The following is a 21928-nucleotide window of genomic DNA, read 5'->3' as shown; positions in this document are numbered from 1 at the left end:
GCACGGTGAACGTACGAGAAAAGGAAGATGCCCTACGCGGCGGTCGCCAGGAGGGCGTGTCCGGGCGCCCGGGGCCGCGTCCGCCCCTTGGCATCGGGATCGCGCTGCGGCAGGAAGGCCGTACGCCGATCCCGCTCCCGTATCGCGGTACGCACCCGCGTGGGCGCGACAACGGGCGCACACCGAGCGGCGGCAAGAGCGCAGAGCACAAGGGCCGTACCGGCCGCAGCGGTAGCGGCCAGGGCGACATCGACCACGGAGAGCCCGGCGACGGGCAGGAGAAGCAGTACGACCGGAAGCACGGCGAAGACGAAGCGCGCACCCACCCACTGACGGATCACGCGGCCCCCTCCCCCTCTTGGTCGCCCCCGGAACTCACACCGGATCGATCACCACAGGCTGCAGCAGCCGCTTCGGCTTCAGCAGCGCCCGGCTGACCGGATCCGCCGGATCCCGGCTGAGTCCGGGCCCCGGCAGCACTTCAACGTCCGACACCGGCACGATGGTTCCGCAGGCCGGACATTCGTTGTACGCCCCGAGCTCGGTGCCGCAGTCGGCGTGCCGGAACACGCGCAACTGGATCTGTGTGAGCTGCTCGCGTCCCCACGCCCCGAGCGCCCGCAGGGTGGGCCACAGCGCGATCCCGCGGTCGGTGAGGACGTACTCGTCGCGCGGCGGCGACTCCTGGTACCGGCGCTTCTCCATGATCCCCTGCTCGGTCAGGGCCCGGAGGCGGGCGGAGAGCACCGCGCGCGGGATGCCGAGGTGGACGAGGAAGTCGTTGTAGCGCCGTACGCCGTAGAAGGCGTCGCGGATCACGAGCAGCGTCCAGCGTTCCCCGACGACCTCGAGGGCGCTCGCGATCGAGCACTCCTGTGTCGCGTAGTCCTTGCCCAGTGCCATGCCGTCCACTGTAACCACTTTCCCAGCCGTTGGTTCAATGACCGAACCGAAGATGTTACGGTGGTCGGGTCGAGGTAGGTTCATTCATTGAACCTACTCGTTCCCCGGAAACCCAGAACCCCTCGCCCCAGCAGGCCGACCGATCCGCAGAGGACCCCTGACAGACATGACAGGCACCGACTCCTCCCCCGCGACCGCGGAACACACAGCCGTACGAGAGCGCGCACCGGACACCGCCCCCCGCCGGGACTCGCCGCCGCACCCGGGCGCCACCCTCGCCCTGACCAGCGCCGCCACAGCCGTGGCGCTGATGACGTACACCACGCCGATCATCACGCTCCCCGACACCGCGGCCGCCCTCGGCACCCCGCTCTCGGCCCAGGCCTGGCTGCTCAACGGCACCCCGCTGGGCCTGGCCGCCCTGCTCCTGGTCGCCGGCAGCCTCGCCGACGACTACGGCCGGCGCAGGATCTTCGTCTCCGGCACGCTCGCGCTCGGCATCACCACGGCGCTGGGCGCGTTCGCCACCAGCACCTGGCTGTTCACCCTGGCCCGTATCGCCCAGGGCGCGGCCAGCGCGGCACTGCTGGCGAGCAGCCTGGGCCTGATCGTGCACGCCTTCCCCACCGCGTCGGGCAGGGTGCGGGCGACGGGGGTGTGGGGCGCGTTCGTCACCGGCGGGATCGCGGTCGGCCCGCTCCTCGCCGCGGCGATACCGGACTGGCGGCTGACATACGGCGTCCTCGGCGCCGGGGCCCTCGTCGTCGCCGCCCTCGGCACGCGCACGCTCACCGAATCGCGCTCCCCGCGCGGGGGCCGCCCCGACCTCGCCGGAGCGATGACCTTCGGTCTGGCCCTGATCTCCCTGGTCGCGGGCCTCACCCTGGGCCGGGACGGCTGGCTGCGCGCCCCGGTGCTGCTGCTGTTCACGGCGACGGTCGTGCTGCTGACCGCGTTCGCGCGGGTGGAACGCCGTACCCGCACCCCGATGATCGACCTGGCCCTGCTGCGCCGCCCGGACTTCCTGGCCTCCTCCCTCGGCGGTCTGTTCACGGGCCTGGCGGTGATCGGCCTGTTCAGCTATCTCCCGGCGGTGCTCCAGCGGACCCTCGGCATGTCCACGCTGGACACGGCCTGGCTGACCCTGCTGTGGGCCGGCCTCGCCTTCGCCGTCGCCCTCCAGGCCCGCCGTCTGGCCGGGCGCGTCCCGACCCGCGTCCAGCTGGCCATCGCCTTCGCCCTGCACGCGGCCGGTGTCCTCACCATGCTCGGCGCGGTCGGCTCGGGCTCCGCGGCCCGCTTCGTCCCCGGCATGATCATCGCCGGTGTCGGCAGCGGCCTGCTCAACGCGGCGCTCCCCCTCCTCGCCGTCGAGTCCGTTCCCCCCGCGCGGGCGGCGATGGGCTCCGGCGCCCAGCAGACCTTCCGCTACATCGGCTCCTGCGCGGGCGTCGCGCTGACGATCGCGATCGCCACGTCGTCGAGCGGCGGGGTGGCCCGGGGCACGGACATCGCGATGGTGGTCTCGGCCGTCCTGGCGCTGGTGGCCGCGGTGTCGGTCGTGAGCCTGCGCGGACGCCGCTGACGTACGACGCGCGGGGCGGCCCGCCGACACGCGGGCCGCCCCGCGCGGGCCCCGTGGCCCGCTGCGGTCTCTTCTTTGTCACCCACCGGCAGTACGGTGTCCCCCATGCGCCCCGACACGCCTGCCGAAAACGTCGACCACACCGCGGAAGCCGACCGCCTGGAGCGGACCGCCGACCTCTACCCCGAGGACGCCGAGGCCCTGCTCCTGCGAGCCGCCGCCCACCGCGAACTCTCCGGCGACCGCCCCACCGCGACCGCCCTCTACGACCGCCTGCTGACCTCCTCCCGGGAACTGGACGAACCGTTCCTGGTCCGCGCCCTCAAGGCGTCGAACCTCTGGGAGTACGGCCATGAGGCGGAGGCCCGCGCGATCATCACCGGCATCCGCACGACGGCCCCCCGCGACCCCGCCCCCTGGGTCATCGTCGCGGAGTCCCTGGAAGCGCACGACGAGCTCGAGCAGGCGCACGAGACGTTCACGCAGGCGGTCCACCTCCTCCTGACCGGGGTCGAGGCACCCCCGCGCACCACCCACCCGCTCCTCTTCGGCCGCCACCGCGTGCGCAGGATGCTCGGCGCGGCGCACGACGAGTGGGACGCCCTCGCGGACACCGTCCACAGCCTCCCGATCACCCTGGACGAACTCCACGACCCGAAGCGGGTGTGGTCCCTGGGCTCGGAGAACCCGGCGGAACTGGAGGCGGAGATCATCCGCCTGCGCGCCGAACTGGGCGCGTTCCGGGAGGCGTTGTCCCGCCCGTTCCCGGTGGCGGTGCTGCACTGGCCGGCCAGCGAGCTGACGGAACTCCTGTCGGCGTACCCGACGCTGGCGGAGGAGTACCCCTCGCACCCGGAACACCTGACCTCGATAGAGGCGGCCCTGCGCGAACTCGCCGGGTCCGGCACCCCGAACCTCGGCATCGTCACGGGCACGGTCCCGTCGTACGAGGCCTTCGCCGCCTCGGAACTGACCTCCCCCTCCGACCCGGCCCTCCTCCCCCAGTACGCCACGACCCTCGCGGCCCGCGGCCGGGCGGCGGCATGGCCCCCGGAGCGGACGGCGGCATGCTGGTGCGAGTCGGGCCGGCCCTACGGAGACTGCCACGGCAAGCCCTGACCCCGCCCACGCCGGCCGCCGGTAAGCACCGGGCGGCCGCCGGTGACGGGGGATGCCGTCGCTCTCCCCGGTGATTGGAGCGGTCCTCCAGGCATGGCACCACGTACACAGCGTGCCGCTGGAGAATCGCTCCCATCATGCGGCTTGGGCGTTCAAAGCCATTTCACATCCAGCGACTTTCGTAGGGCATCCACAAGCGATGCTGCACGGACATCGCCGGCTCCTCCGATGATGTGGTTCATCGCATAGCCGAAGGCGATGCCGTGCTCCGGATCGGCAAAGCCGAGCGAGCCGCCTCTGCCTGTGTGGCCGAAGGCAGTGGTCCCGGTCATGGGGACGGGCATGGTGGGCAGCATGTAACCGGCACTGAAACGACTTTCGACCAGCATCACCTGGTCTTTCCCCGCGGCCTCCTCCTTCGTGGCCGACCTCAGGGTCTCCGGGGTGAGCAGGCGAACACCGTCCACCTCGCCGATCAGTGCGGCGTACATGCGTGCAAGGGCGTGCGCGGTACCGATGCCGTTGGAGGCCGGGAGTTCCGCGGCCTGCACATCTGGTGAGCCGAAGTCGATCGCGGCTGGATCGGTGACTGCGTAGGCCCTGTTGCTGAGTGAGTCAGGGTCGCGCCACGCGGCGACCTGTTCGCGAAGCTCCTCCGGCACCGAGCCGGCAGGCAGTGTGGTGAGGTCGACGTCTGGCCGGCGGTACACCATGCGGCTGACCCGCCCTCGCTCCGACGCCGGCAAGCCGATGAAGAAGTCCAGACCGAGGGGAGCCACCATCTCTTCGGCGACGAAGCAGCCCGGCGTGCGGCCGGTAACCCGGCGGATCACCTCTCCGACCAGCCAGCCCCAGGTACGTCCGTGGTAGCCGTGTGCCTCGCCCGGAGTCCAAAGGGAGCGTTGCGCGGCGAGCGCCGCCACTACGGGATGCCAGGCCAGCGCCTCTTTCAACGGCACTGGCTGATCCAGCGCGACGAGTCCTGCCTGATGGGACAGGAGCCAGCGCACCGGAATGTCCGCCTTACCGTTCGCAGCGAACTCCGGCCAATACTTCGCCACCGGCGCGTCCAGATCGAGTGCGCCGCGCTCGGCCAGCATGTGCACCGCGGTCGCGGTAACTCCCTTGGTCGCCGAGTAGACCAGTTGCAGCGTGTCCCGCGTCCACGGACGTCCGGTTTCCGGGTCGGCGGATCCGCCCCACAGATCCACTACCGGGCGGCCGTGCAGGTATACGCACACCGCCGCACCGATGTCTCCGCGCCTGGTGAAGTTCGCTGTGAACGCCTCACGCACCGGCTCGAACCCGGGCGCCACCTCACCCTCGATCGTCGTCATGCCGCTCATCCTGGCACTTCATTCGCGCTCACCGGCGAGGCGTCACGCTCCCGGCGCCTCGAGGACGGTTGTCAAACAACGACAGGCAGTGCCTGCAGGCGCTCACGGAACTCGCGGACAACGGGCACCCGCTTGTGCGGTTCGAGCTGAGCGGAGAACTCCTTCAAGCGATCGAGGGCCCGTACGGAATTGACGCTGTCCTCCAGGAGCCGTGCACCGTAGTTCGCGGCATCCAGTGCTCCCTCCAGATCACCTCCCGCAAGCCGTGCCTCGGCCAGGCGACTGCACCGTACGGCCCTGTCCCGGGGAGCTGCGCTCGCCACCGATGCCTCCAGAGATTCCGTAGCCTGCCCCACCTGCCCAGAGCGCAACAGAACCTTGCCCTCGGTCGACCTCAACTGTGCCTCGCCGAACCAGTCGAGCCAGTCCGGGGTTTCACCGGCCGAGTCCCGCTCCCAAAGGGAAGCCGCACGGTTCAACGCCGATCCGGCCTTACGATGATCGCCGTCGCGTGACAATGCCTCGGCCTCGTGCAGACAGAGGAAGGACCGAGTCCACGGCGACAGCGAGCGGGGAGCGTTGTCGATGGCGGTCGAGATGAGGGCGACCCGCTCGGCAGTGCGTCCGGCCTCGGAAACGTGTACACCCATCTCCGCGAGGACAAAAGCGCCGAGGGCGTCGTCTCCCGCAGTGCGGGTGCTGCGCAGGGCGCCGACGTAGTAGCGCTGCCCGGCAGACCGTAGGCCGGCGTCATAGGCCATCCACCCGGTCAGGTGCGCCACCCGGGCTGCCAGTGCATACAGACGGAGGCGGATTCTGTCTGTGTATCGGCCGGTGCTGAGGAGACCGGTGATCAGGGCGAGGTCCCCGCGTGCCTGCTCCAGGAGCCGGACACCCCCGAGCTGGTCGTCGAGTGTGCGCAGAGTGCCGATGCGCTGTCCGATCACCGAGACCATCCTGTCCGTGACCTGGTCGCCGTTGAGCGCCGAGGCGAAGGCCGCAGGCGCGTCCACCCAGCTCGCCGCGATCCCCGTCAAGGCGGTTCCAGTGATGGTGAGGAAGCCCCGGCGATCCAAACGGCCACTCCCCACCAGATCGGACAGCGTCTCGACCGTACCGGCCTCGGTCCACGGAGCCGTGAGCCCTGTGACCTCCCAGACCGGCAGCCACCGGGGCCAGCCTTCCGCGCGCCGCCGCTCGCACGGCACTCGCAGCAGGTCCGCGAGAACCCGCTGGGCGTCCGCGTCGGGCTCCTGCCCGTGCTCCCACTTCCACACAGTCGTCCGGTTGGTCGCCAGGGCGATCCCAAGCGACCTGCCGTGCTTCTGCATAAGCCGGGCGAACTCTGCCTTCCCCCACCCTCGCGTCTGGAGAACGAAGCTCAGCGGATGAACTGCTAACGGCTCACCGTGCACGCCATCACTCCCGTCACCCCACCAGTGCGTGGTCGGCAGGCTACTCCGTGTGTCCACCTCCGTGGCGTGGGCGGCCTCAGGAGGAACCCCCTGGAAACGTTCCGGCTTGCAGACCAACGCCGTTGACTGAACACAAGCCCTCGTGGCTTCCCAGGCCGGCGGCCCCGTTCCCGTACCCCGTCGGGGATGGGGCCACCGGCGCCCTTCTCCAACGCATCCGAAATACCCGCGAGCGGCGCGCCGCTGCAGCACTGCTGCTCGTCGCACCGTTCGGCGGTCCACCGCCCACACGGAGTTGCGGCTTCCACTGCCCTGGGCGGCCATGAACTCCCGCCTGAGCCCTGTCGGGAGAAGCAAAGAGGAAGGAGCACGTGGTGGACGAGCACAAGGCGCCGTGTCTGGTCCGGAGCGGCCTCGTGATGGCGGTGGAGGAGCTGGCCGCCGTCCACGACCGGTACGACAGCCTCCGGTCCGACAATTCCGGAAGTTCCGGCGACGCCCCATGGCCGGGAGGCGACGGCAACCTGCACGACAGCGAGTAAGCCCCAGGCGGTGGGCGGCGCGACTGGCCGCGCCGCCCACCACGTCCGCATCGTGTGGTCGAACCCGTGGAGGACACAGTTATGGAACATCGCTTGATCAGCTCGATCGAGACAGCGCTCGGATGGAGCGGAGCAGAGAAGCTGGGCAAGGGCTTCGCCCGGGGAAGCGTGGACGACCCCACACTCATCTCCGGCCTCCTGACCCCGAACCGTCTGCTCGACATGGTGATGCGCAGGAGTCTGGACCGCCCGCAGTTCCGGTGCTTCCAGAAGGGGGACGAGGTTCACCCGGCGATCTACTACACCGACACCGTCAGCCCGCGGGGCCAGAGCGTCTCCATGGTCAACATGCGGAGCCTCGGAAGGCTTCTGCGGGAAGGTGCGACCCTCATCCTCGACCAGGCCAACGTCTTCGACCCGACGATGGAGGTCGCCTGCCGGGCGCTGCAGTGGTGGTCTTGTGAGCGTGTACAGGTCAATGCCTACCTGACCACGAATGACGCCGCCGGCTTCACCCTGCACTGGGACGACCACGACGTCGTGATCGTGCAACTCGCGGGCGAGAAGGAGTGGGAGGTCCGCTCGGCCTCCCGTGAGGTCCCCATGTACCGGGACTCCGCCCCCAACAACACCCCGAGCAACGAGATCATCTGGTCCGGCGTGATGAAGACCGGCGACGTCATGCACATCCCCCGAGGACACTGGCACCAGGCCACCCGAAGCGGCAGCGGTTCCGGCAACAGCCTCCACGTCACCTTCGGCATCACCAAGCGCACAGGGGCGAGCTGGCTCGCGTGGCTGGCCGACTGGTGCCGTGAACGCGAGATCTTCCGGCACGACCTGGACCGTCGGCGCGGCCCTGACAGCCAAGCGCTGGCCGAGGCCGCGAAAGCACTGGTCGACGACCGTTCCCCGGCCGACTTCCTGACCGCGCACGAGCAGGAGACAGCTCTTCCACGCCATCTTCCGTTCCTCGACATCCTCGGACCGCTCGACGCGGTCGTATGCACCACCCACTTTCCGCCCCGGGTGGTGGAGAACGGGGAAACAGCCGAAGTGGTGGCCGCAGGAAAGAAGCTGACCCTCACGGCCAAGGCCCTGCCCGCGCTACGGCTGCTGCTGAGCGGCGGTCCGGTCCTGCTGGAGCAGGCAACGGCCGTCGTCGGAAGGGAGGTGCGGGAGGTCGCCGAAATCCTGGTGGAGGAGGAACTGTGCGCGGTGCTGACCCCCGAATTGTCCTCGGGCTACACCGGTCTCGTCACGAACGCCGTCTCCTGACAGCGGCGCTCGATCTCGGCGTCACCGCGCTCGACACCAGTACCAACTACCTCGGATTCCACTCCCATCGGGTTCTGGCCCAGGCGTCCGGCGACCTGCTGCCCAAGTTCACGCTGTCCACGAAGGTCGGATACTTTCCAGGCCGGAAGCACTGCCTCAATCCCGTCCGGTTGCGCGCGTCTGTGGAACAGGCGGTCAGCGACCTCGGGCGGGAGCCCGACCTGGTGTTCCTGCACAATCCGGAGCACTCGCTCCGTGAAGCCGCCCCTCACGGCCGGGGTGTACTCGCTCAGGCATGCGCCGCTCTCGACGCCGCCTCGGTGAAGGGACTGTGCGCCGCCTGGGGCGTCGCTTCCTGGAACCCGGCACCACTGCTGAACCTGATCGACCCGACCACACCGAAGCCGTCGGTCCTCATGGTCCGGTCCGGCCTGCTGGTCGGGACCGGAGCAATTGACGCCGCTGAAAATCTCATCAAGGCATGGGACCTCGGCGACCGTACGGTGTGGGGGATGAGTCCCTTCGGCGGCAGTGCCGACGCCCCGGTGTGGAGCAGGATCGACCCGCGCCTCTTCCTGCGGGACGGCGCTCGGTTCTCCCGCGTGCAGGCGGCCTTCCGTACCGCCTACCACCTGCCGCGGGTCGATTACGTCGCTGTGGGCACCGACGACCGCGACCACCTGGGCGAGCTAGTCGACGCCTTGGCCTGCGAAGTCGAGGAGCGAGCCATTGAGGAGTACCGCAGACTCCTCCACGACCACTCACGCGGTCATTCCGCCTGAAGTTCCCCGACGACCCACTCGGCCATGCGCCGAGCGGGCTCCAGCCGAGGGTCCTCCGGGTGCGCGCACGGTCCGAGGATCTTCGAGCAGACGAAGAGTGTCATCAGCTTGCCGTCCCGGCTCTCGAAATCGCGTCGCCGCTCCCGTCGTACGCGATCGGCCAGAGCGGGGACGGCGAGCGAACTCGCCCACAGCGAGGCGGAGTCCAGTCCCTGGGGCGCGTTCCCCCAGTCCTCCCAGTCGAAGAGGCTGAACACGGGAACGGTCACGTTGGCCCAGTTCAGGTCGGCGTGGGCCGGTACCCAGTGCCGGACGGTCGTATCGAAGTCGTCGGAGAAGACACCGTGAAGGGACTCCGTGACCATTTCCTGGGTGATGGTCTCGGTGTCGGGCGTCGCAATCCGTCGCGTGCGGTGTGCCGCGAGCGCGTCCAAGGAGGAATTCAGCGCCGTCCACCACTCCTCCGGCAGCTCCGGGGCTTGGCTCAGGATCGCGGTTCCGACAGGGGCGCCCGGCAACAGATCCGTCTCGTCGGCCCGCCACATCACAGGTCCGCTCGCTTCCCGCCACACCAGGCAACCGTGCCAGGCCGGCCGGGCGACGCCTTCCAGACGAGCGGCGCACTCGGTGCCGTTCCACCCTTGACCCGCGATCTTCTCGGGCAGCCGCCGCTCGATGCGGACCCAGGTGTCACGGTCCGTCCGTGCTCCCACGGACCGGCGCTTGCGCACCACCGTGTCCGGGAGCAAGGCCGTCCGGAGGGACAGCGCGACGCGATCAAGTACGTCGTCAACCGGGTGCACCCGCAGATCGACCTGCGGGCCCGAGGACACGGAGAGCGTCATGCAAAGGACCGTAGCAGCGGGAGACGGCCGTACAGCGCACCGCGATCAGCCGACGTCGTCCAGGGCCGACCGTGCCGCCGCGGTGAACTCGCCCACCCGCTCCGACAGCCGGGCCACTTCGACGGCGTGGCGCTCCACGAAGAGGACGTTGCCGTCGGTGGCGTTCGGCGGCGAGTCGCGGAAGGCCAGCAGAGTGTTCTGCGTCGACTTGAGCGCGGTGTAGACGCTCCGGGCGGCCTGCTCCACCGTCGCCGGCCCCTCCACAGCCAGATTCGCCCAGGCCGCCTGCGCGAGCACCAGTTGCCCCTGGGCATGCCGTAACCGGCGATCGACCTCCTCGGTGTCCCGCTCACCCACGAACGCACGCCCGGCCGTCTTCAGAGCGTGCTGACACTCGGTCGCCGGAGCGAGAAAGGCCCCGTACGCGTCCCGCCGCACCTGCCTGCGCCAGTGCGCATGCTCGGCCCGTGCCTGAGCCTGCACCTGCTGCCGACTCGACCACCCGGTGATCGCCGAGGCGAGCACGGTACCTGCCACACCGACGGTCGCGCCGAGCAACGCCGCCAACCCCTGATCCATAGGAGGTGTGTCTACCGCACAGGTGCACGGCGGAGGAGCGGAAACGGGGCATCGACGATGGCAGACTGCCGTCGACGTCAGCATCGAGGCCCGGAGTCCGTGTGCCACCCCACCAGCCCCTCCCAGTCGTGCGCCCCGCTCTCACCAGGGACCTCGCACCGCTCCAGGAGCTCGCCCGCCGCACGATCGACGCGAGCTACCGCTCGTTCCTCGGCGACGAGAGCGTGGACTGGTTCCTCGACTCGGGTGCCTCGGACGATCACATCGCGGCGCATGTCCGCCAAGCTCACGCCCACTGCATGGAGGTGGACGGCCGGCTCGTGGGCCTGACGATCCTCGACGGGCCGACCATCGACCTGATGATGATCGACGCGGCCCACCACCGCCGGGGCCTGGGACGGCTGCTGCTCTCCCACACCGAGAAGACCCTCTTCGCCCGGTACGAGGCACTCCGCCTGGAGAGCTTCGCCGACAACGCGGCGGCCAACGCCTTCTACACGGCGTGCGGCTGGTCAGTGGCGGCACGGCTCGCATCGGAGACTCCCGCCAAGATCGAGCTCGTCAAGCACCACGTAACGGTCAGCACACCTCACCCGGCGCGGCCGCGGTAGCCCGCAGCAGATCCCGCACCAGTCCGAAGTCGACGCTCTCCGGCCGACGGAACCGCAGACACCCCTTGCCCATGTCCTGCCCGGCCAGCCGCTCCTCGAAGGCCTCCCGGACATCACCGCGCATGAGATAGACCGAGATGTACCGCTTCTGACTCGCAAAGGCGATCTCCGCGGTCCCGCCCCGCTGGTACACGGGCATGCCGTACGCCATGACCTCGTCGAATCCCGTGAGCTCGGCTTGGCACAGCCGGCGCAACCTGGCCAGCGCTTCCCGGCGCTCCTCGGGGACCTCGGCCAGGTAGGCGTCGACATCCTTCGCCGTGCTTTGCACCATGCAAGGAGTCTATTGCTGCGGACGCGGCTGGACCGCGCTGACCAGACTCAGTCACCAGGCCCGCCGCCAGGGTCCGCTGAGACTGATAGATCAAATACCTTCGGTCTACACCTGTCTCACCAAGTACTTCCTGAGTATTGTGATTCTGCTGTATACGCACCTTGTGCGTTCGTTCCGCCTGCCCTGCTTTGCGGACAACGGCTGCCGCCCACCTGGGCGACCAGCCGCGGGCTGCCCGCCGAGCGAGCATGCCCAGCATTCACAGGGCGCGCGCTGCACGGAAGGGGATCAGGCAGGGCGATGAGGGGGGCATATGAGCGCTGGCAGGAAGTTCTCGGTGGGGAGTTCTTCGGAGCAGGCCAGGCTTTTCGCAGTGTGGTCCTGTACGTCGATGACGAGGTTGCGCAGGATCTGGCGCAGGGCAACGACCTCAGTACGGCGCTTCCCCACGCCGTCGCCGAAGAGGTGAACTGGGGCAGCCCAGAAAGGCCGCTGCTCCACCGCATCAAGAGTGCATGCTTTGTATGGGAGAGCGGTGGCAGTTCAGGGCCTCCTCCCAGCTTGCCCCTTCTGGCGTTGTCGGTACTCGCCGCGACTCGCATGACGTCCTCTGACGGCATGCTGAAGTCCAACTTCTACGGCCGCTGGGTTCAGCTGTTCGGCGAAGAGTCAGGCACTTACCGCGCGAACAGGCTCAAGAGTGCGTTCGAAGACGTTGCCGCCATGTGGGAACAGCTTGACCAGTGGCTCGACAGCACCGGCGGCCTCTGCGGAACCAGCACCGTAAGCACGGACGAGCACTACTGGAAGATCGGCTACCCCATCTCCCAGGCACTGGTGCGAGGTTCCGACCGGGAGATTCTCACCAGGTTCTTCGCGGCTACCCGCCTGCGGCCGAACAACCCGGGTCAGGTCTCCGGCCGGGAGCTGCTTCGACGGCTTCGCGTCTGGACAGCTGGCAGAGACCGGCGGCTTTCGCCCCGGCTCATGGATGAACTGGCCAACGCGGGTGACAGCGGTGACACGCTCATCGTCAGCCTTCTGAAGCGACTCGCCGATGAATGGGACGGCAGACTCCACGAACCAGAGCACGAGCACCGGCGCCGCGCCCTCGGCCTGCGCCTGGTAGTCGCCGACCGCGGCAAACGGCTGGAGTGGCTGGCAGAGTCAGTCGCAGAACTCCCCGAAACGGAAGTTAGCCTGCTGCCTGACGGACGGACGTTCAAACTCCAGCAGGACTACGCCAACACCTACAGCGGGCTGGAGTCGCTGCATCCCTCAGCCCAGCAGCTTTCCCACGGCGTACGCCTAGGAGGCAAGAATCTCGTCATCGAATGGGCGCCCCAGGACGTTGTCCTGCTCCGCAAGCATCCGCATCTGGGCGACTGGGTAAGCACCGAGTACTTCGAACCCGGTGATCAGCACTGGCTCCTCGTGGCCGACTCAGCCGTGAGTGAGGTCCGTGCCATGGTCGGAGCTCTGGGCGGCCGCACCATCAGGGAAACGCCATCTCCTGTACCGGGCTGGAAACTCTTCAAGGGGGTACGCGCGGTCAACGGAACGGCGTTCACCCGCACTCTGGACCAGGGCGGAAAGCACACGCATGTGCTGGAACCTCAGATCAGGCAGCACACGAAGCTCTCCGGGGGCCTTCGCATAGCCCCGGAGTACCGGGCGGGCGCCGGCGTCGTCGGCCACTACCTGCGTCACGCAGCACCGGACTTGCTGCTGCCTCCCGGTACCAGCCCCGACCGTAAGGTCGATGTCGTCCTCGACGGCCGTACAGAGTCGCTGCGGACAGATCCGCGGGTTCCCTTTCCTCTGTGGGTCGTGCCTCTGGAAGAGGGCGAGCACACCGTCGGTACCGCGCTCAGCAGCCAGACCTTTACCGTGCACGACGGATTGCACGAAGGGCTCCCGCCTCAGACCGGGACGCTCGGGTATCCCTGCGATGGAACCGCACGGGGTGAGCCCCTGGAAACCGAGGACAGCCAGACAGCGATCCGTGGCGCGTACGCGCCCGAGAGCATTCGGCTTCCGCGGACCGTAGTCCTGCGGTGCACGGTTCTGGAAGCCATGCTGATCACCCCGGATGGCGACGTGCGCAAGATCGCACAGAACTCACCGCCTGCCTGGATGACGTCGCGTCTGCCGGAAGGAGCCCGGGGCCCTTGCCTTGAGGTCCAGGTACCTGCCGGATACGTCTGGCTGATCTACAGGACGCCCTCGCGATGGTCAGTCCGGCCCCTGCTGGAAGCGGTGGACATTCCTGCCCCCAGCCCTTCCCCCGGCGCCTTCGCGTGGACGTACGCCGTGCTCAGCGCGGCCCAGCGGTCGCAGCTGCCTGCATGGCAGGACTACGTAGCCGCGGCTGAGGCCATCGCTGGAAAGAGGAACAACCGATGATCGAGCCAGGAGATCTGCTCTTGCGCTGGGTCAGCGAGCAGGGCGCGGGCGTGCTGTCTGACGTCAAGCAGGGAGCGTGGTGGCTCGCCGGCACTCGCTGCCAGGAAGTCGAGCCCGGCGCTCCGGGCCGCTGGCTCCGGGATGCCGTTTCTCTCGCGATGCTGGATATCGACTGGCGTAACAGACGCTGGTGTGCCGCACCTCCCGTGCTGACCCAGCTTCCCCAGGCTCGAGGACTGGCCGTGCTGACTGGCAGCAGGACGGCAGCGTTCGAGCGGCGGCTTGAGCAGACCATGGAGGACGGCCCGGTTGAACTGTTCCGGGTGTCGAGTGCCCGGCCGCCCCGGGATATTCCGCTGCCGGTCTCGTTGATCGTCCAGTTCAACGGCGAGGATGACCTCAAAGCCTGGGCAGCGGACCTCGGCGTCACCTACACCCCCTGTTTCGCCCTCCAGGCCGCTGCCCTGCTGCCGCCTCTTGGGTTCGGGGCAAGGGGGGCCACCCCGGAGTACGGCAGACCGCTGGAGCGGTACGACCTGGAAAGAGGCGAGTACCAGCCAGTGCTCCGGCCGCAGTCCAATGGCCTGTACCGGTTCAAGCAGCGGGAGGGTAAGCGCGTATGCCAGATCCTGCGGGACGGCAAGTGGTACGAGACAGGCCACGAGGCGGGGGTCTACACCGCACTCGCGTTTCGGAGCACAGAGGCGGATGTTCTGCGCTGGCTGCCGGAGAAGGACAGCGGGCGCAAGCGGTTCGGCACTCTCTTCGTCGACTGGGGTTATCCGCTGCCTGACCTCCACCGACGCGTAGCGGTCATGTGCTCCGGGCTCGCCCCGCGCATCAACGAGCCGGCCAGGAATCTGGCATACGACAACGTGCCCAAAACAGTAGCCATGAAGATCGCTGAGTCACTGAGGCAGAGCCTCGGGGGGAACGATGACTGACACGACCGCGGACCACCCCGAAGCCGCGGGAGGGGAACTCGACGTCCTGGGGACCTTCGACCACCTCAGGGACGCGCTGTTCCGCTACTACAACACTCCGTTCGGTCTTGCTGACGAACTCCTGGAGAGGGAGCGGCAGCAGCTTTTCGACATCGACGGCGGTGCCTGGCGTTATCCCCTCCTTGAGGTCCGTCCTCAGTACGCGTCGGTCGGCAGCGATCTCGCTGGTTCTGTCCGCGAGGCGGGAGCTCATCCAGACCTGTCGGAACTGGCACAGCTCGGTCTGCTCCGCGGTGTTCCGTCGCTCTACCAGCACCAGCACCAGGCCCTCGTCTCGGCCATGCGCGACGGCCGGAACGTGGTCGTCACCGCGGGCACGGGCTCCGGCAAGACTGAGTCCTTCATGCTTCCGATCCTGGCTGGCCTGGTCCAGGAATCAGCGGCCTGGCCGACTGCGAGTCTCCCAGTGAATCGCTGGTGGGGCGCGCCTAACGGCGAGTACCAGCCGCAGCGGGCCGGAGAGCGCGGGCGTCATGCCGCCGTCCGGGCTCTCGTGCTCTACCCCATGAACGCTCTGGTTGACGACCAGATGATGCGACTGCGCAAGGCGCTGGACAGTGACGAGGTGCGGGGCTGGTTCGCCCGGAACCGTCCTGGCCACCGCTTCTATTTCGGGCGGTACACGGGTGCCACACCAGTTCCCGGAGATATCGGTTCCCGGTCTGGGGTGAAGACGCTGCGTAGGGAGTTCGCTTCGACCGAGGAACGCTCGCGGCAGGCACACAAGGCCGGCGGAGACGGCCGGTTCTTCATTCCCCGGCTTGACGGCGCTGAAATGCGCTGCCGCTGGGACATGATCCAGGCACCGCCAGACATCATGATCACGAACTACAGCATGCTCAATGTGATGCTGATGCGGTCGCGTGAGGGAAGCATCTTCGAGAAGACGCGCCGCTGGCTGGAGGAGGTGCCCGAGGCCCGCTTCACCCTCGTCGTCGACGAGCTGCATATGTACCGCGGGACCGCAGGCACCGAGATCGCTTACCTTCTGCGCAACCTCCGGCACCGCCTGGGGCTGGACGACAAGCCGGAAAAATTCCGGATTCTGGCCGCTTCCGCGTCCCTCGAAGCTCCGCGGGACCTGGATTTCCTCCAGGAGTTCTTCGGAACTGATCGTGAACGTTTCGAGGTTCTGGGCGGGCAGCTCCTCCTGCCGAAGCACACGCACACCGATATCTCTTCCTCTGCCGACATCTACGCACGTCTCGCCGAGGCAGCTCCTGACTCCTCCACTGCTGACAGAGTCCTCACTGAGAGCGGAGGGCGCGATGCCTTCGTCAACGCGCTTCGTGAGGGTGACCGGCTGATCGCGGATTTCGACCAGAGCGTGGCTGCCCGGCTCTTCTCCGAAGCCGAACCGTCCATCCGCATGAAGGCCCTGCGAGGCGTTCTGGCCGCTTTGCGCACATCGGAGGACCCAGCTACCCCCAAGCTTCGCGGGCACCTCTTCTTCCGGAACATTCCAGGCGTGTGGGCCTGTTCAGACCCTGACTGCCGCGAGGCCGAACGCCCTGAGGGCCATGAACGGACCGTCGGCAAGCTCTACTCCCGCCCTACTCCACGGTGCGGCTGCGGAGCACGTGTACTCGAACTGCTCTACTGCCAGAGCTGCGGTGACGTCTACCTCGGCGGGTACGCGCCCGAGTCGGCCTTCACTGATTCCAAGGGCGCGTTCGAAGCGGGTCTGCTGGCTGACCTGCCGGATCTCGATGCGCTCCCGGACGCCGCCGCCCTCGGCCCCAGCGCGGCCAACTATGTCGTCTACTGGCCCAAGCGCGACAAACCATCCATAAACCAGCTCGCTTGGTCCCCCACCTCAGACAAGGGGTCTCTCAGCGCGAGCTTCGAGTTCAAGCGAAGCAAGTACGACCCGCGCACCGGAATGCTCCGGAACCACCGCGACTACACCGGCTGGTCGTTCCATGTCACCGTTCCACAGTCCGCACGGGGCAATAACCGTCTTAAGCTCGAGAACCTCCCAGCGGCTCCCACTCAGTGCCCCTCGTGCGGGGATGACTGGGAAGTACGCCAGCTTGGCAGTGAACGGCTCAGCCTGAGCGATCCGCGCCGCATGCGTACTCCTGTCCGCAGTATGCGAACGGGTTTCGAGAAGATCAATCAGGTGCTCACCACAGGTCTGCTATCCCTGATGCCGCACCGGCAAGCTGTCGTCTTCTCGGACAGCCGGCAGGATGCGGCAAAGCTCTCCGCAGGTCTGGGCCTCCGTCACTACCAAGACCTGCTGCGTCTCCTGCTTGCCGATGAGGTGACGAATCAGGGCGACCCTGCCAAGGATCTTGAGGAGGTCGTCCGCTACTACGCACGCACGGCAGCGGGCGACCATGCTGATCCCGCCGCTGCCTCGGCCGCGCACAAGCGTCTCCGCGCGCGGGATCCGGAGACGTACGACCGGTGGGAGAAGCACCACAGGCCTGCTGCTGGACCCAGCCTCTCCGACTTGCACGCCGCCGAACCAGACCCAGCGGAAGAGGCTGAGCTGCGCACCATCCTCAGCCATGTGCCCAGTCTCGACAGTCACGCGTCGACCATCACCGAACGTCTCGTGCAGCAGGGCGTCAATCCCGGCGGCCCTAAGGCATCACTCCAGGAGACAGCCCATCGCCCCAAGGGCACAGATCCGGAGCCCTGGACCACGCTGTACCAGTGGCCCGATGGTGATGGTCCTGTCCGGGACACCTCAGCAATACAACTGAGCGAACCGCAGGAGCATCTGCGCCAGGAGATCCAGGAAACCCTTCGCGTCGAGCTGCTCGGCGGGCTGTTCGGCAGTGCCGGACGCGACTTCGAGTCACTCGGGCTGGGCTGGCTCACACAGACCTCAGACCAGGCCCCGCTGGAAGCGGACCGTGCGTCCTATGTCGCCCTGACCCGCGCCAGTCTGCGCGTCCTGGGCCACATGCGCCGCTTCGCCGGCCTCCGCAGTCATGCCGACGAGCCTCCGCGCAAGCTCCGGGTGTTCTGGGAGGCAGCCGCACAGCATTTGGGCCAGGGCAGCGATGACATCCGGGCGGCGGTTGAACGGACTTGGGGAGACGCGGTCATCAAATACCTCATCCAGCCAGAGCACGTCGCCCTGAGGCACGGCCGTGCCGCCTCTTGGACGTGCCCTAACTGCCGTCGACGCCACCTCCATCCGGGCGTGGGTCTCTGCACAAAGTGCGGAGCCCTCCTCCCTGCGGAGTCGGTGCCGTTCGACAACACCGACAGTGACTACTACGCGTGGATGGCCCGCAGGCGACTGGGCGCCTTCCGGCTGAACACCGCCGAGCTGACCGGTCAGACTGACCGGATTGACGCGCAAAACCGCCAAGCCCGATTTCAGCGAATCTTCCTCGACGGCAAGGAACACGAGAAGCCCGATACGCTCGACGTGCTCTCCGTCACTACAACCATGGAGGCCGGTGTCGACATCGGCCCGCTCTCCGCGGTCCTGATGGCCAACATGCCGCCGACTCGGTTCAACTACCAGCAGCGCGTCGGACGGGCAGGCCGGCGGACGTCACCAGTCGCGCTCGCACTGACCGTATGCCGTGGCCGCAGCCACGACGAGCACTACTTCCAGGACCCCCAGCGCATCACCAACGACGCGACGCCGCGGCCCTACCTCTCCACCGAGATGCGGGACATCTACGAGCGGGTCCTCGCCGCTGAGGTACTACGGCAAGCGTTCTCCGACGTACGTCCGGAAGGGAACGACGGCGAGGAACTCGATCCGACCCGCAACGTCCATGGTCAGTTCGGACGCTGTGCGGACTGGTCTGCTGCCCGTGGGGCGGTGGCCAAGTGGATCGACTCTCACCACTCTGAAGTCAGGGCACTCACCGGAGCCCTCGCTGAGCACACTCGCGGTACATGGTCTCCGGACGAGATGACGGCATGGGTGACGGAAAAGCTCACCCCGCGAGTGACCGAGATCGCCGAAGCCTCGCATGGGCACCCCGAGCTCAGTCAACGGCTGGCCGAAGCGGGCCTGCTTCCCATGTTCGGGTTCCCCACGTCAGCCCGGTACCTGTACACCAAGCGTCCCTACGACTCGTACCCATGGCCTCCAAAGGGAGTGGTCGACCGTTCCCTGGACATCGCCATCTCGCAGTTCGCTCCGGGTGCGGAGACTGTGAAGGACGGCCAAGTCCATACGGCGACCGGTGTTGTGGCCTTCGAACCCACAGGGCACCGCCCCCGGGCAGTGGACAACCCGCTCGGCCCGGATGGCCTCATCGGCCTCTGCCGCGCCTGTGGCCACTTGGCGGAGCACGTTCAGCCGCAACTGCCTGAGGACGAGGACCGCCCTTCCCAGCCCTGTCCGGCCTGCGGGGCCGCTGACGGTTCATACCGAGAGGTGGGACTGCGGGAGCCGGCCGGCTTCTTCTGCTCGGGTAAGGCACGCGACTTCGACGGCAACTTCTCTTGGCATGCCCGGTCACTCGCCCCTAGAACAGCGGCTGACCTGGAACACGGGGCCCCGGAGCGACTAGCAGAGCGGGGTCTGGTCGTTCATTCAGGGAAGGGTAGGCGCTACGCCGTCAATGACAACGGCGGTCGGCTCTTCGCCTTCTCCAAGGTGAGTCCGGCGGCCCCTTGGTCGGGGGCGTATCTGGAAGCAGGGGCCGTGGAGCAGTTCCCTTGGCTTGCCAAGGACATCTCCTCCGGCTCTGACGCTCTCGTGACCGCCATTGGAGCCTCGCAGCACACGGATCTGTTCCTCCTTGGCCCCAGGGCCGGCGAGCTGCCCGAGACCGGACTGCGCCTGAACCTCGCATCAGTACCGCAGAAGACCGGGTTCCCCGACGACCGATCAGGCCGGCGCGCCGCTTGGTACTCGCTCGCCGCCCTGCTCCGGACCGCCGCAGGGTCACTGCTTCAGGTCCAGCCCACCGAGATCGCTTCTGGTATCCACGGAGCGGGGTCAGCCCACAGAGAAGCCCGCACGTTCGCCTTCCTCTCCGACACCCTCGACAACGGTGCGGGCTACTGCACACACCTCGCTGAGCCAGATGTCTTCAGCGAACTCATGTCGGCTGCCAGTGGCCTGCTTGCCGATTACGGGTCAGGCACACACAGCAGAGAGTGCCGAGGTTCTTGCTACGAGTGTCTCCGCGACTACACGAACATGGCCTACCACAGCCTGCTCGACTGGCGCCTCGCCGGTGATTTGCTGTCGATTCTCCGATGTGAGGACACGGCTTCCAGACACCAGCCCCGCGCAGCCGCCAGCCTGCTGGAAAGCTGGGCCTCTGACGCCGAGGACACCGAGTTCGTTGACGACGTCAGGGGCACGGGACCCGTGGTCCTCTTCGAGGACCGGGTATGGGTAGCGGCCAAGAGCCCGTTCGAAGCTGCAGATACGGGCATGGAGGCCGAGCGCCTCTCCCAAGTCCGCGCCGCCGTCGCAGAACACAGCCCCGACGTCCCAGACGTGGTGTTCGTCGATGACTTCCTGCTCGACAAGGCGCCTGCAAGGGTCACAGCCCTGCTCTTTGATTTCGATGCGGAGCAGTGATCATTACGCACGGGATGGCGCCCAGGATGGCAAGAGACGTACGTCTCGCCCTTGTGCTACACGAAGGGCACAGAGCTCTCCTGGCCCCACATGCGCAAGGCCGTCCTTCAACTTCCGTCAAAAGGAGAGAAATTGCTGCCCTTCGATGAAGACGCCATCACCCAAGCCGCCACTCGCATTGCACACAAGGAATTAGACGAGCAAGACCTTGACGTCAAGAAGGTGGCCGATTACATCTATTCACTCGATCCAGACGGAAACAGATTCGCTGCTGTCCTCCGCGACACCATTGATCAGCTGCTGAATGGCGAGGCAACCGGACGGTACGCATGGAAGCAACTCTTCAAAACGGAGAAGACCCACGCCGGCACCCTCGTCGAAATCAACTTGCAACGCGAATTCAAGTTCGCCGACGGAGGTGACGTAGGCGACCACGGCCAGCATCCCATGGACTATCGGATCCTCGGAATCGACGTAGACTGCAAGTTCTCCCAGGACTTCGGAGGATGGATGATTCCACCGGAAGCCATGGGACATCTATGCCTCCTTGTCTGGGCGGATGATTACCAGAGTCACTGGAGTGCAGGAATCTTTCGGGTACGCAAGGACTGGCTCAATGTCGGCAGTAACCGCGACAAGAAACTAACCTTGAAAGCGGAGCATCGCGAGGATAAAGTCCATTGGCTCTGGCGCAATGCGCCACTTCCAGAAAACGTACTTCTTCATCTTCCTGAAGCCACACGCAATCAGATCCTCATCGAGGGTCCCCGCAAGGGCCAGAGACGTGTGATCGAATTGTTCCGCAGGGTCCAGAACCGCCGCATCGGGCGAGGCTCCGTCCGGACCGCGGCACAGCAACTCGACTACATGGCGCGTCTACGGGAAGGCGCAGGCCGAGCTCGAACGGTGCTCCGCGAGGAAGGCATCGTAATAGTCGGTCCCTACAGCAAGCATCAGGAGATCGCCCGCCAAATTGGAGCCGAGGTGCCGCAGCGAGGAGAGTTTGTAAGCTTCCGGGTGACCGAGGCCATGCCTCATCATGGTGACTACCCCCACGTCGAGCTGGAAGGACGCCGCTGGGTGCTCGCAGGAGACGCTGACCCAGTGATGACAGCACCCCGGCTACCAAGGGTCACCGGTGAAGAAGAATCCTGATCAACCGGACAGCGGCCAAGGGACAGTGGAGCCCGAAATGGTCGGCCCAGATGCCTGGGAGCCGCCAGTCGGCTCCTGGGCCTCATCAGCCGCCCGCCGCCGGAACATGCAGGCCATCCGCAGTCGCGACACCACGCCTGAAAGGCTAATCAGGCGATTGGTTCATGCTCACGGCCTGCGCTACCGGGTGGCCGCCAGGCCCCTGCCCGACCTTCGCCGGACGGCAGACATGGTCTTCCGCCCGGCGAGGGTGGCTGTCTTCATCGATGGCTGCTATTGGCACGGATGCCCTCAGCACTACGTCCCGCCGAAAACCAACCCTGGCTACTGGTCAGACAAGGTTGCCCGCAACATAGCTCGTGACCGGGACACCGATCAGCGTCTGACGAAGGCTGGCTGGACGGTGCTCCGCTTCTGGGAACACGAGCCACCGGAGCATTGCGCTGCGCATATTACAGATGAGGTCGAAAGGCGCCGCAGCACGATTCAGCGAGAAAAGCCGTGCAGCTGAA

Annotated in this window: 18 protein-coding genes; 11 read left to right on the top strand and 7 right to left on the bottom strand. The window is 67.2% G+C overall.

Going from position 1 to position 21928, the window contains the following annotated elements:
* Positions 1–32: 32 nt before the first annotated feature.
* A complete protein-coding gene (locus tag ACGFR9_RS19215) occupies positions 33–341 on the bottom strand; it encodes a DUF6412 domain-containing protein (protein ID WP_393209801.1) in 309 nt (102 codons plus the stop codon).
* Positions 342–375: 34 nt separating this feature from the next.
* Positions 376–903 (bottom strand): winged helix-turn-helix transcriptional regulator, encoded by a 528-nt coding sequence (locus ACGFR9_RS19210; protein WP_393209798.1) that lies wholly within the window; start codon positions 901–903, stop codon positions 376–378.
* 166 nt (positions 904–1069) lie between these two features.
* Here ACGFR9_RS19210 and ACGFR9_RS19205 point away from each other — a divergent pair, with 166 nt between their 5' ends.
* The gene (locus tag ACGFR9_RS19205) at positions 1070–2488 is read left to right on the top strand and encodes an MFS transporter (protein WP_393209795.1); all 1419 of its coding nucleotides are present in this window, start codon (positions 1070–1072) and stop codon (positions 2486–2488) included.
* Positions 2489–2593: 105 nt separating this feature from the next.
* A complete protein-coding gene (locus ACGFR9_RS19200) occupies positions 2594–3607 on the top strand; it encodes an SEC-C domain-containing protein (RefSeq protein WP_393209792.1) in 1014 nt (337 codons plus the stop codon).
* 152 nt (positions 3608–3759) lie between these two features.
* On the opposite strand, the gene ACGFR9_RS19195 is transcribed toward ACGFR9_RS19200, so the two are convergent.
* Positions 3760–4944 carry a serine hydrolase domain-containing protein gene (locus ACGFR9_RS19195; protein WP_393209789.1) on the bottom strand — a complete coding sequence of 395 codons (1185 nt, stop codon included), beginning with the start codon at positions 4942–4944 and terminating at the stop codon, positions 3760–3762.
* A gap of 71 nt (positions 4945–5015) precedes the next feature.
* The gene (locus tag ACGFR9_RS19190; protein ID WP_393209786.1) at positions 5016–6359 is read right to left on the bottom strand and encodes a transcriptional regulator; all 1344 of its coding nucleotides are present in this window, start codon (positions 6357–6359) and stop codon (positions 5016–5018) included.
* 374 nt (positions 6360–6733) lie between these two features.
* On the opposite strand from ACGFR9_RS19190, the gene ACGFR9_RS19185 reads away from it, so the two are divergent.
* From ACGFR9_RS19185 to ACGFR9_RS19175, 3 genes are all read left to right on the top strand, one after another.
* Positions 6734–6901 (top strand): hypothetical protein, encoded by a 168-nt coding sequence (locus ACGFR9_RS19185; RefSeq protein WP_393209784.1) that lies wholly within the window; start codon positions 6734–6736, stop codon positions 6899–6901.
* A gap of 81 nt (positions 6902–6982) precedes the next feature.
* Positions 6983–8179, top strand: a complete 1197-nt coding sequence (locus ACGFR9_RS19180) for a JmjC domain-containing protein (RefSeq protein ID WP_393209781.1) — start codon at positions 6983–6985, stop codon at positions 8177–8179.
* Entirely contained in the window at positions 8113–8961 is an 849-nt protein-coding gene (locus ACGFR9_RS19175; protein WP_311646186.1) for an aldo/keto reductase, read from the top strand. Before ACGFR9_RS19180 ends, ACGFR9_RS19175 begins: the two co-directional genes overlap by 67 nt.
* Here ACGFR9_RS19175 and ACGFR9_RS19170 read toward each other — a convergent pair.
* Positions 8949–9806, bottom strand: coding sequence for a hypothetical protein (locus tag ACGFR9_RS19170; protein WP_393209778.1), 858 nt, complete (start codon positions 9804–9806; stop codon positions 8949–8951). The genes ACGFR9_RS19175 and ACGFR9_RS19170 overlap by 13 nt on opposite strands.
* A gap of 45 nt (positions 9807–9851) precedes the next feature.
* Positions 9852–10385 (bottom strand): hypothetical protein, encoded by a 534-nt coding sequence (locus ACGFR9_RS19165; protein ID WP_311646190.1) that lies wholly within the window; start codon positions 10383–10385, stop codon positions 9852–9854.
* Positions 10386–10513: 128 nt separating this feature from the next.
* On the opposite strand from ACGFR9_RS19165, the gene ACGFR9_RS19160 reads away from it, so the two are divergent.
* A complete protein-coding gene (locus ACGFR9_RS19160) occupies positions 10514–10996 on the top strand; it encodes a GNAT family N-acetyltransferase (protein WP_393209775.1) in 483 nt (160 codons plus the stop codon).
* On the opposite strand, the gene ACGFR9_RS19155 is transcribed toward ACGFR9_RS19160, so the two are convergent.
* Positions 10965–11330, bottom strand: coding sequence for a DUF1801 domain-containing protein (locus ACGFR9_RS19155; protein ID WP_393209772.1), 366 nt, complete (start codon positions 11328–11330; stop codon positions 10965–10967). The two genes, ACGFR9_RS19160 and ACGFR9_RS19155, sit on opposite strands and share 32 nt — an antisense overlap.
* A gap of 375 nt (positions 11331–11705) precedes the next feature.
* Between ACGFR9_RS19155 and ACGFR9_RS19150 the strand changes: the two genes are divergently transcribed.
* The 5 genes from ACGFR9_RS19150 (at position 11706) to ACGFR9_RS19130 (ending at position 21927) form a co-directional block, all read left to right on the top strand.
* Positions 11706–13736 carry a hypothetical protein gene (locus ACGFR9_RS19150; protein ID WP_393209769.1) on the top strand — a complete coding sequence of 677 codons (2031 nt, stop codon included), beginning with the start codon at positions 11706–11708 and terminating at the stop codon, positions 13734–13736.
* Positions 13733–14680 carry a hypothetical protein gene (locus ACGFR9_RS19145; protein WP_311646197.1) on the top strand — a complete coding sequence of 316 codons (948 nt, stop codon included), beginning with the start codon at positions 13733–13735 and terminating at the stop codon, positions 14678–14680. Before ACGFR9_RS19150 ends, ACGFR9_RS19145 begins: the two co-directional genes overlap by 4 nt.
* Positions 14673–20261, top strand: coding sequence for a DEAD/DEAH box helicase (locus ACGFR9_RS19140; protein WP_311646199.1), 5589 nt, complete (start codon positions 14673–14675; stop codon positions 20259–20261). Before ACGFR9_RS19145 ends, ACGFR9_RS19140 begins: the two co-directional genes overlap by 8 nt.
* Before the next feature lie 90 nt (positions 20262–20351).
* A complete protein-coding gene (locus tag ACGFR9_RS19135; RefSeq protein ID WP_311646200.1) occupies positions 20352–21416 on the top strand; it encodes a NaeI family type II restriction endonuclease in 1065 nt (354 codons plus the stop codon).
* 37 nt (positions 21417–21453) lie between these two features.
* The gene (locus ACGFR9_RS19130; RefSeq protein WP_393210418.1) at positions 21454–21927 is read left to right on the top strand and encodes a very short patch repair endonuclease; all 474 of its coding nucleotides are present in this window, start codon (positions 21454–21456) and stop codon (positions 21925–21927) included.
* The last annotated feature ends 1 nt before the right edge of the window (position 21928 follow it).

This window comes from Streptomyces sp. NPDC048584 (assembly GCF_043199595.1).
In the GTDB taxonomy this organism is placed as follows: domain Bacteria; phylum Actinomycetota; class Actinomycetes; order Streptomycetales; family Streptomycetaceae; genus Streptomyces; species Streptomyces edwardsiae.
The sequence above is the reverse complement of the archived record's forward strand: the minus strand, read 5'-3'. Positions and strand labels throughout refer to the sequence as shown.

Excerpts from the sequence above, each read along its gene's own strand:
- ACGFR9_RS19210 (WP_393209798.1), bottom strand. The coding sequence starts at position 903 with ATGGCACTGGGCAAGGACTACGCGACACAGGAGTGCTCGATCGCGAGC.
- ACGFR9_RS19205 (WP_393209795.1), top strand. The coding sequence starts at position 1,070 with ATGACAGGCACCGACTCCTCCCCCGCGACCGCGGAACACACAGCCGTA.
- ACGFR9_RS19200 (WP_393209792.1), top strand. The coding sequence starts at position 2,594 with ATGCGCCCCGACACGCCTGCCGAAAACGTCGACCACACCGCGGAAGCC.
- ACGFR9_RS19195 (WP_393209789.1), bottom strand. The coding sequence starts at position 4,944 with ATGACGACGATCGAGGGTGAGGTGGCGCCCGGGTTCGAGCCGGTGCGT.
- ACGFR9_RS19180 (WP_393209781.1), top strand. The coding sequence starts at position 6,983 with ATGGAACATCGCTTGATCAGCTCGATCGAGACAGCGCTCGGATGGAGC.
- ACGFR9_RS19170 (WP_393209778.1), bottom strand. The coding sequence starts at position 9,806 with ATGACGCTCTCCGTGTCCTCGGGCCCGCAGGTCGATCTGCGGGTGCAC.
- ACGFR9_RS19165 (WP_311646190.1), bottom strand. The coding sequence starts at position 10,385 with ATGGATCAGGGGTTGGCGGCGTTGCTCGGCGCGACCGTCGGTGTGGCA.
- ACGFR9_RS19155 (WP_393209772.1), bottom strand. The coding sequence starts at position 11,330 with ATGGTGCAAAGCACGGCGAAGGATGTCGACGCCTACCTGGCCGAGGTC.
- ACGFR9_RS19145 (WP_311646197.1), top strand. The coding sequence starts at position 13,733 with ATGATCGAGCCAGGAGATCTGCTCTTGCGCTGGGTCAGCGAGCAGGGC.
- ACGFR9_RS19140 (WP_311646199.1), top strand. The coding sequence starts at position 14,673 with ATGACTGACACGACCGCGGACCACCCCGAAGCCGCGGGAGGGGAACTC.
- ACGFR9_RS19135 (WP_311646200.1), top strand. The coding sequence starts at position 20,352 with ATGCGCAAGGCCGTCCTTCAACTTCCGTCAAAAGGAGAGAAATTGCTG.
- ACGFR9_RS19130 (WP_393210418.1), top strand. The coding sequence starts at position 21,454 with ATGGTCGGCCCAGATGCCTGGGAGCCGCCAGTCGGCTCCTGGGCCTCA.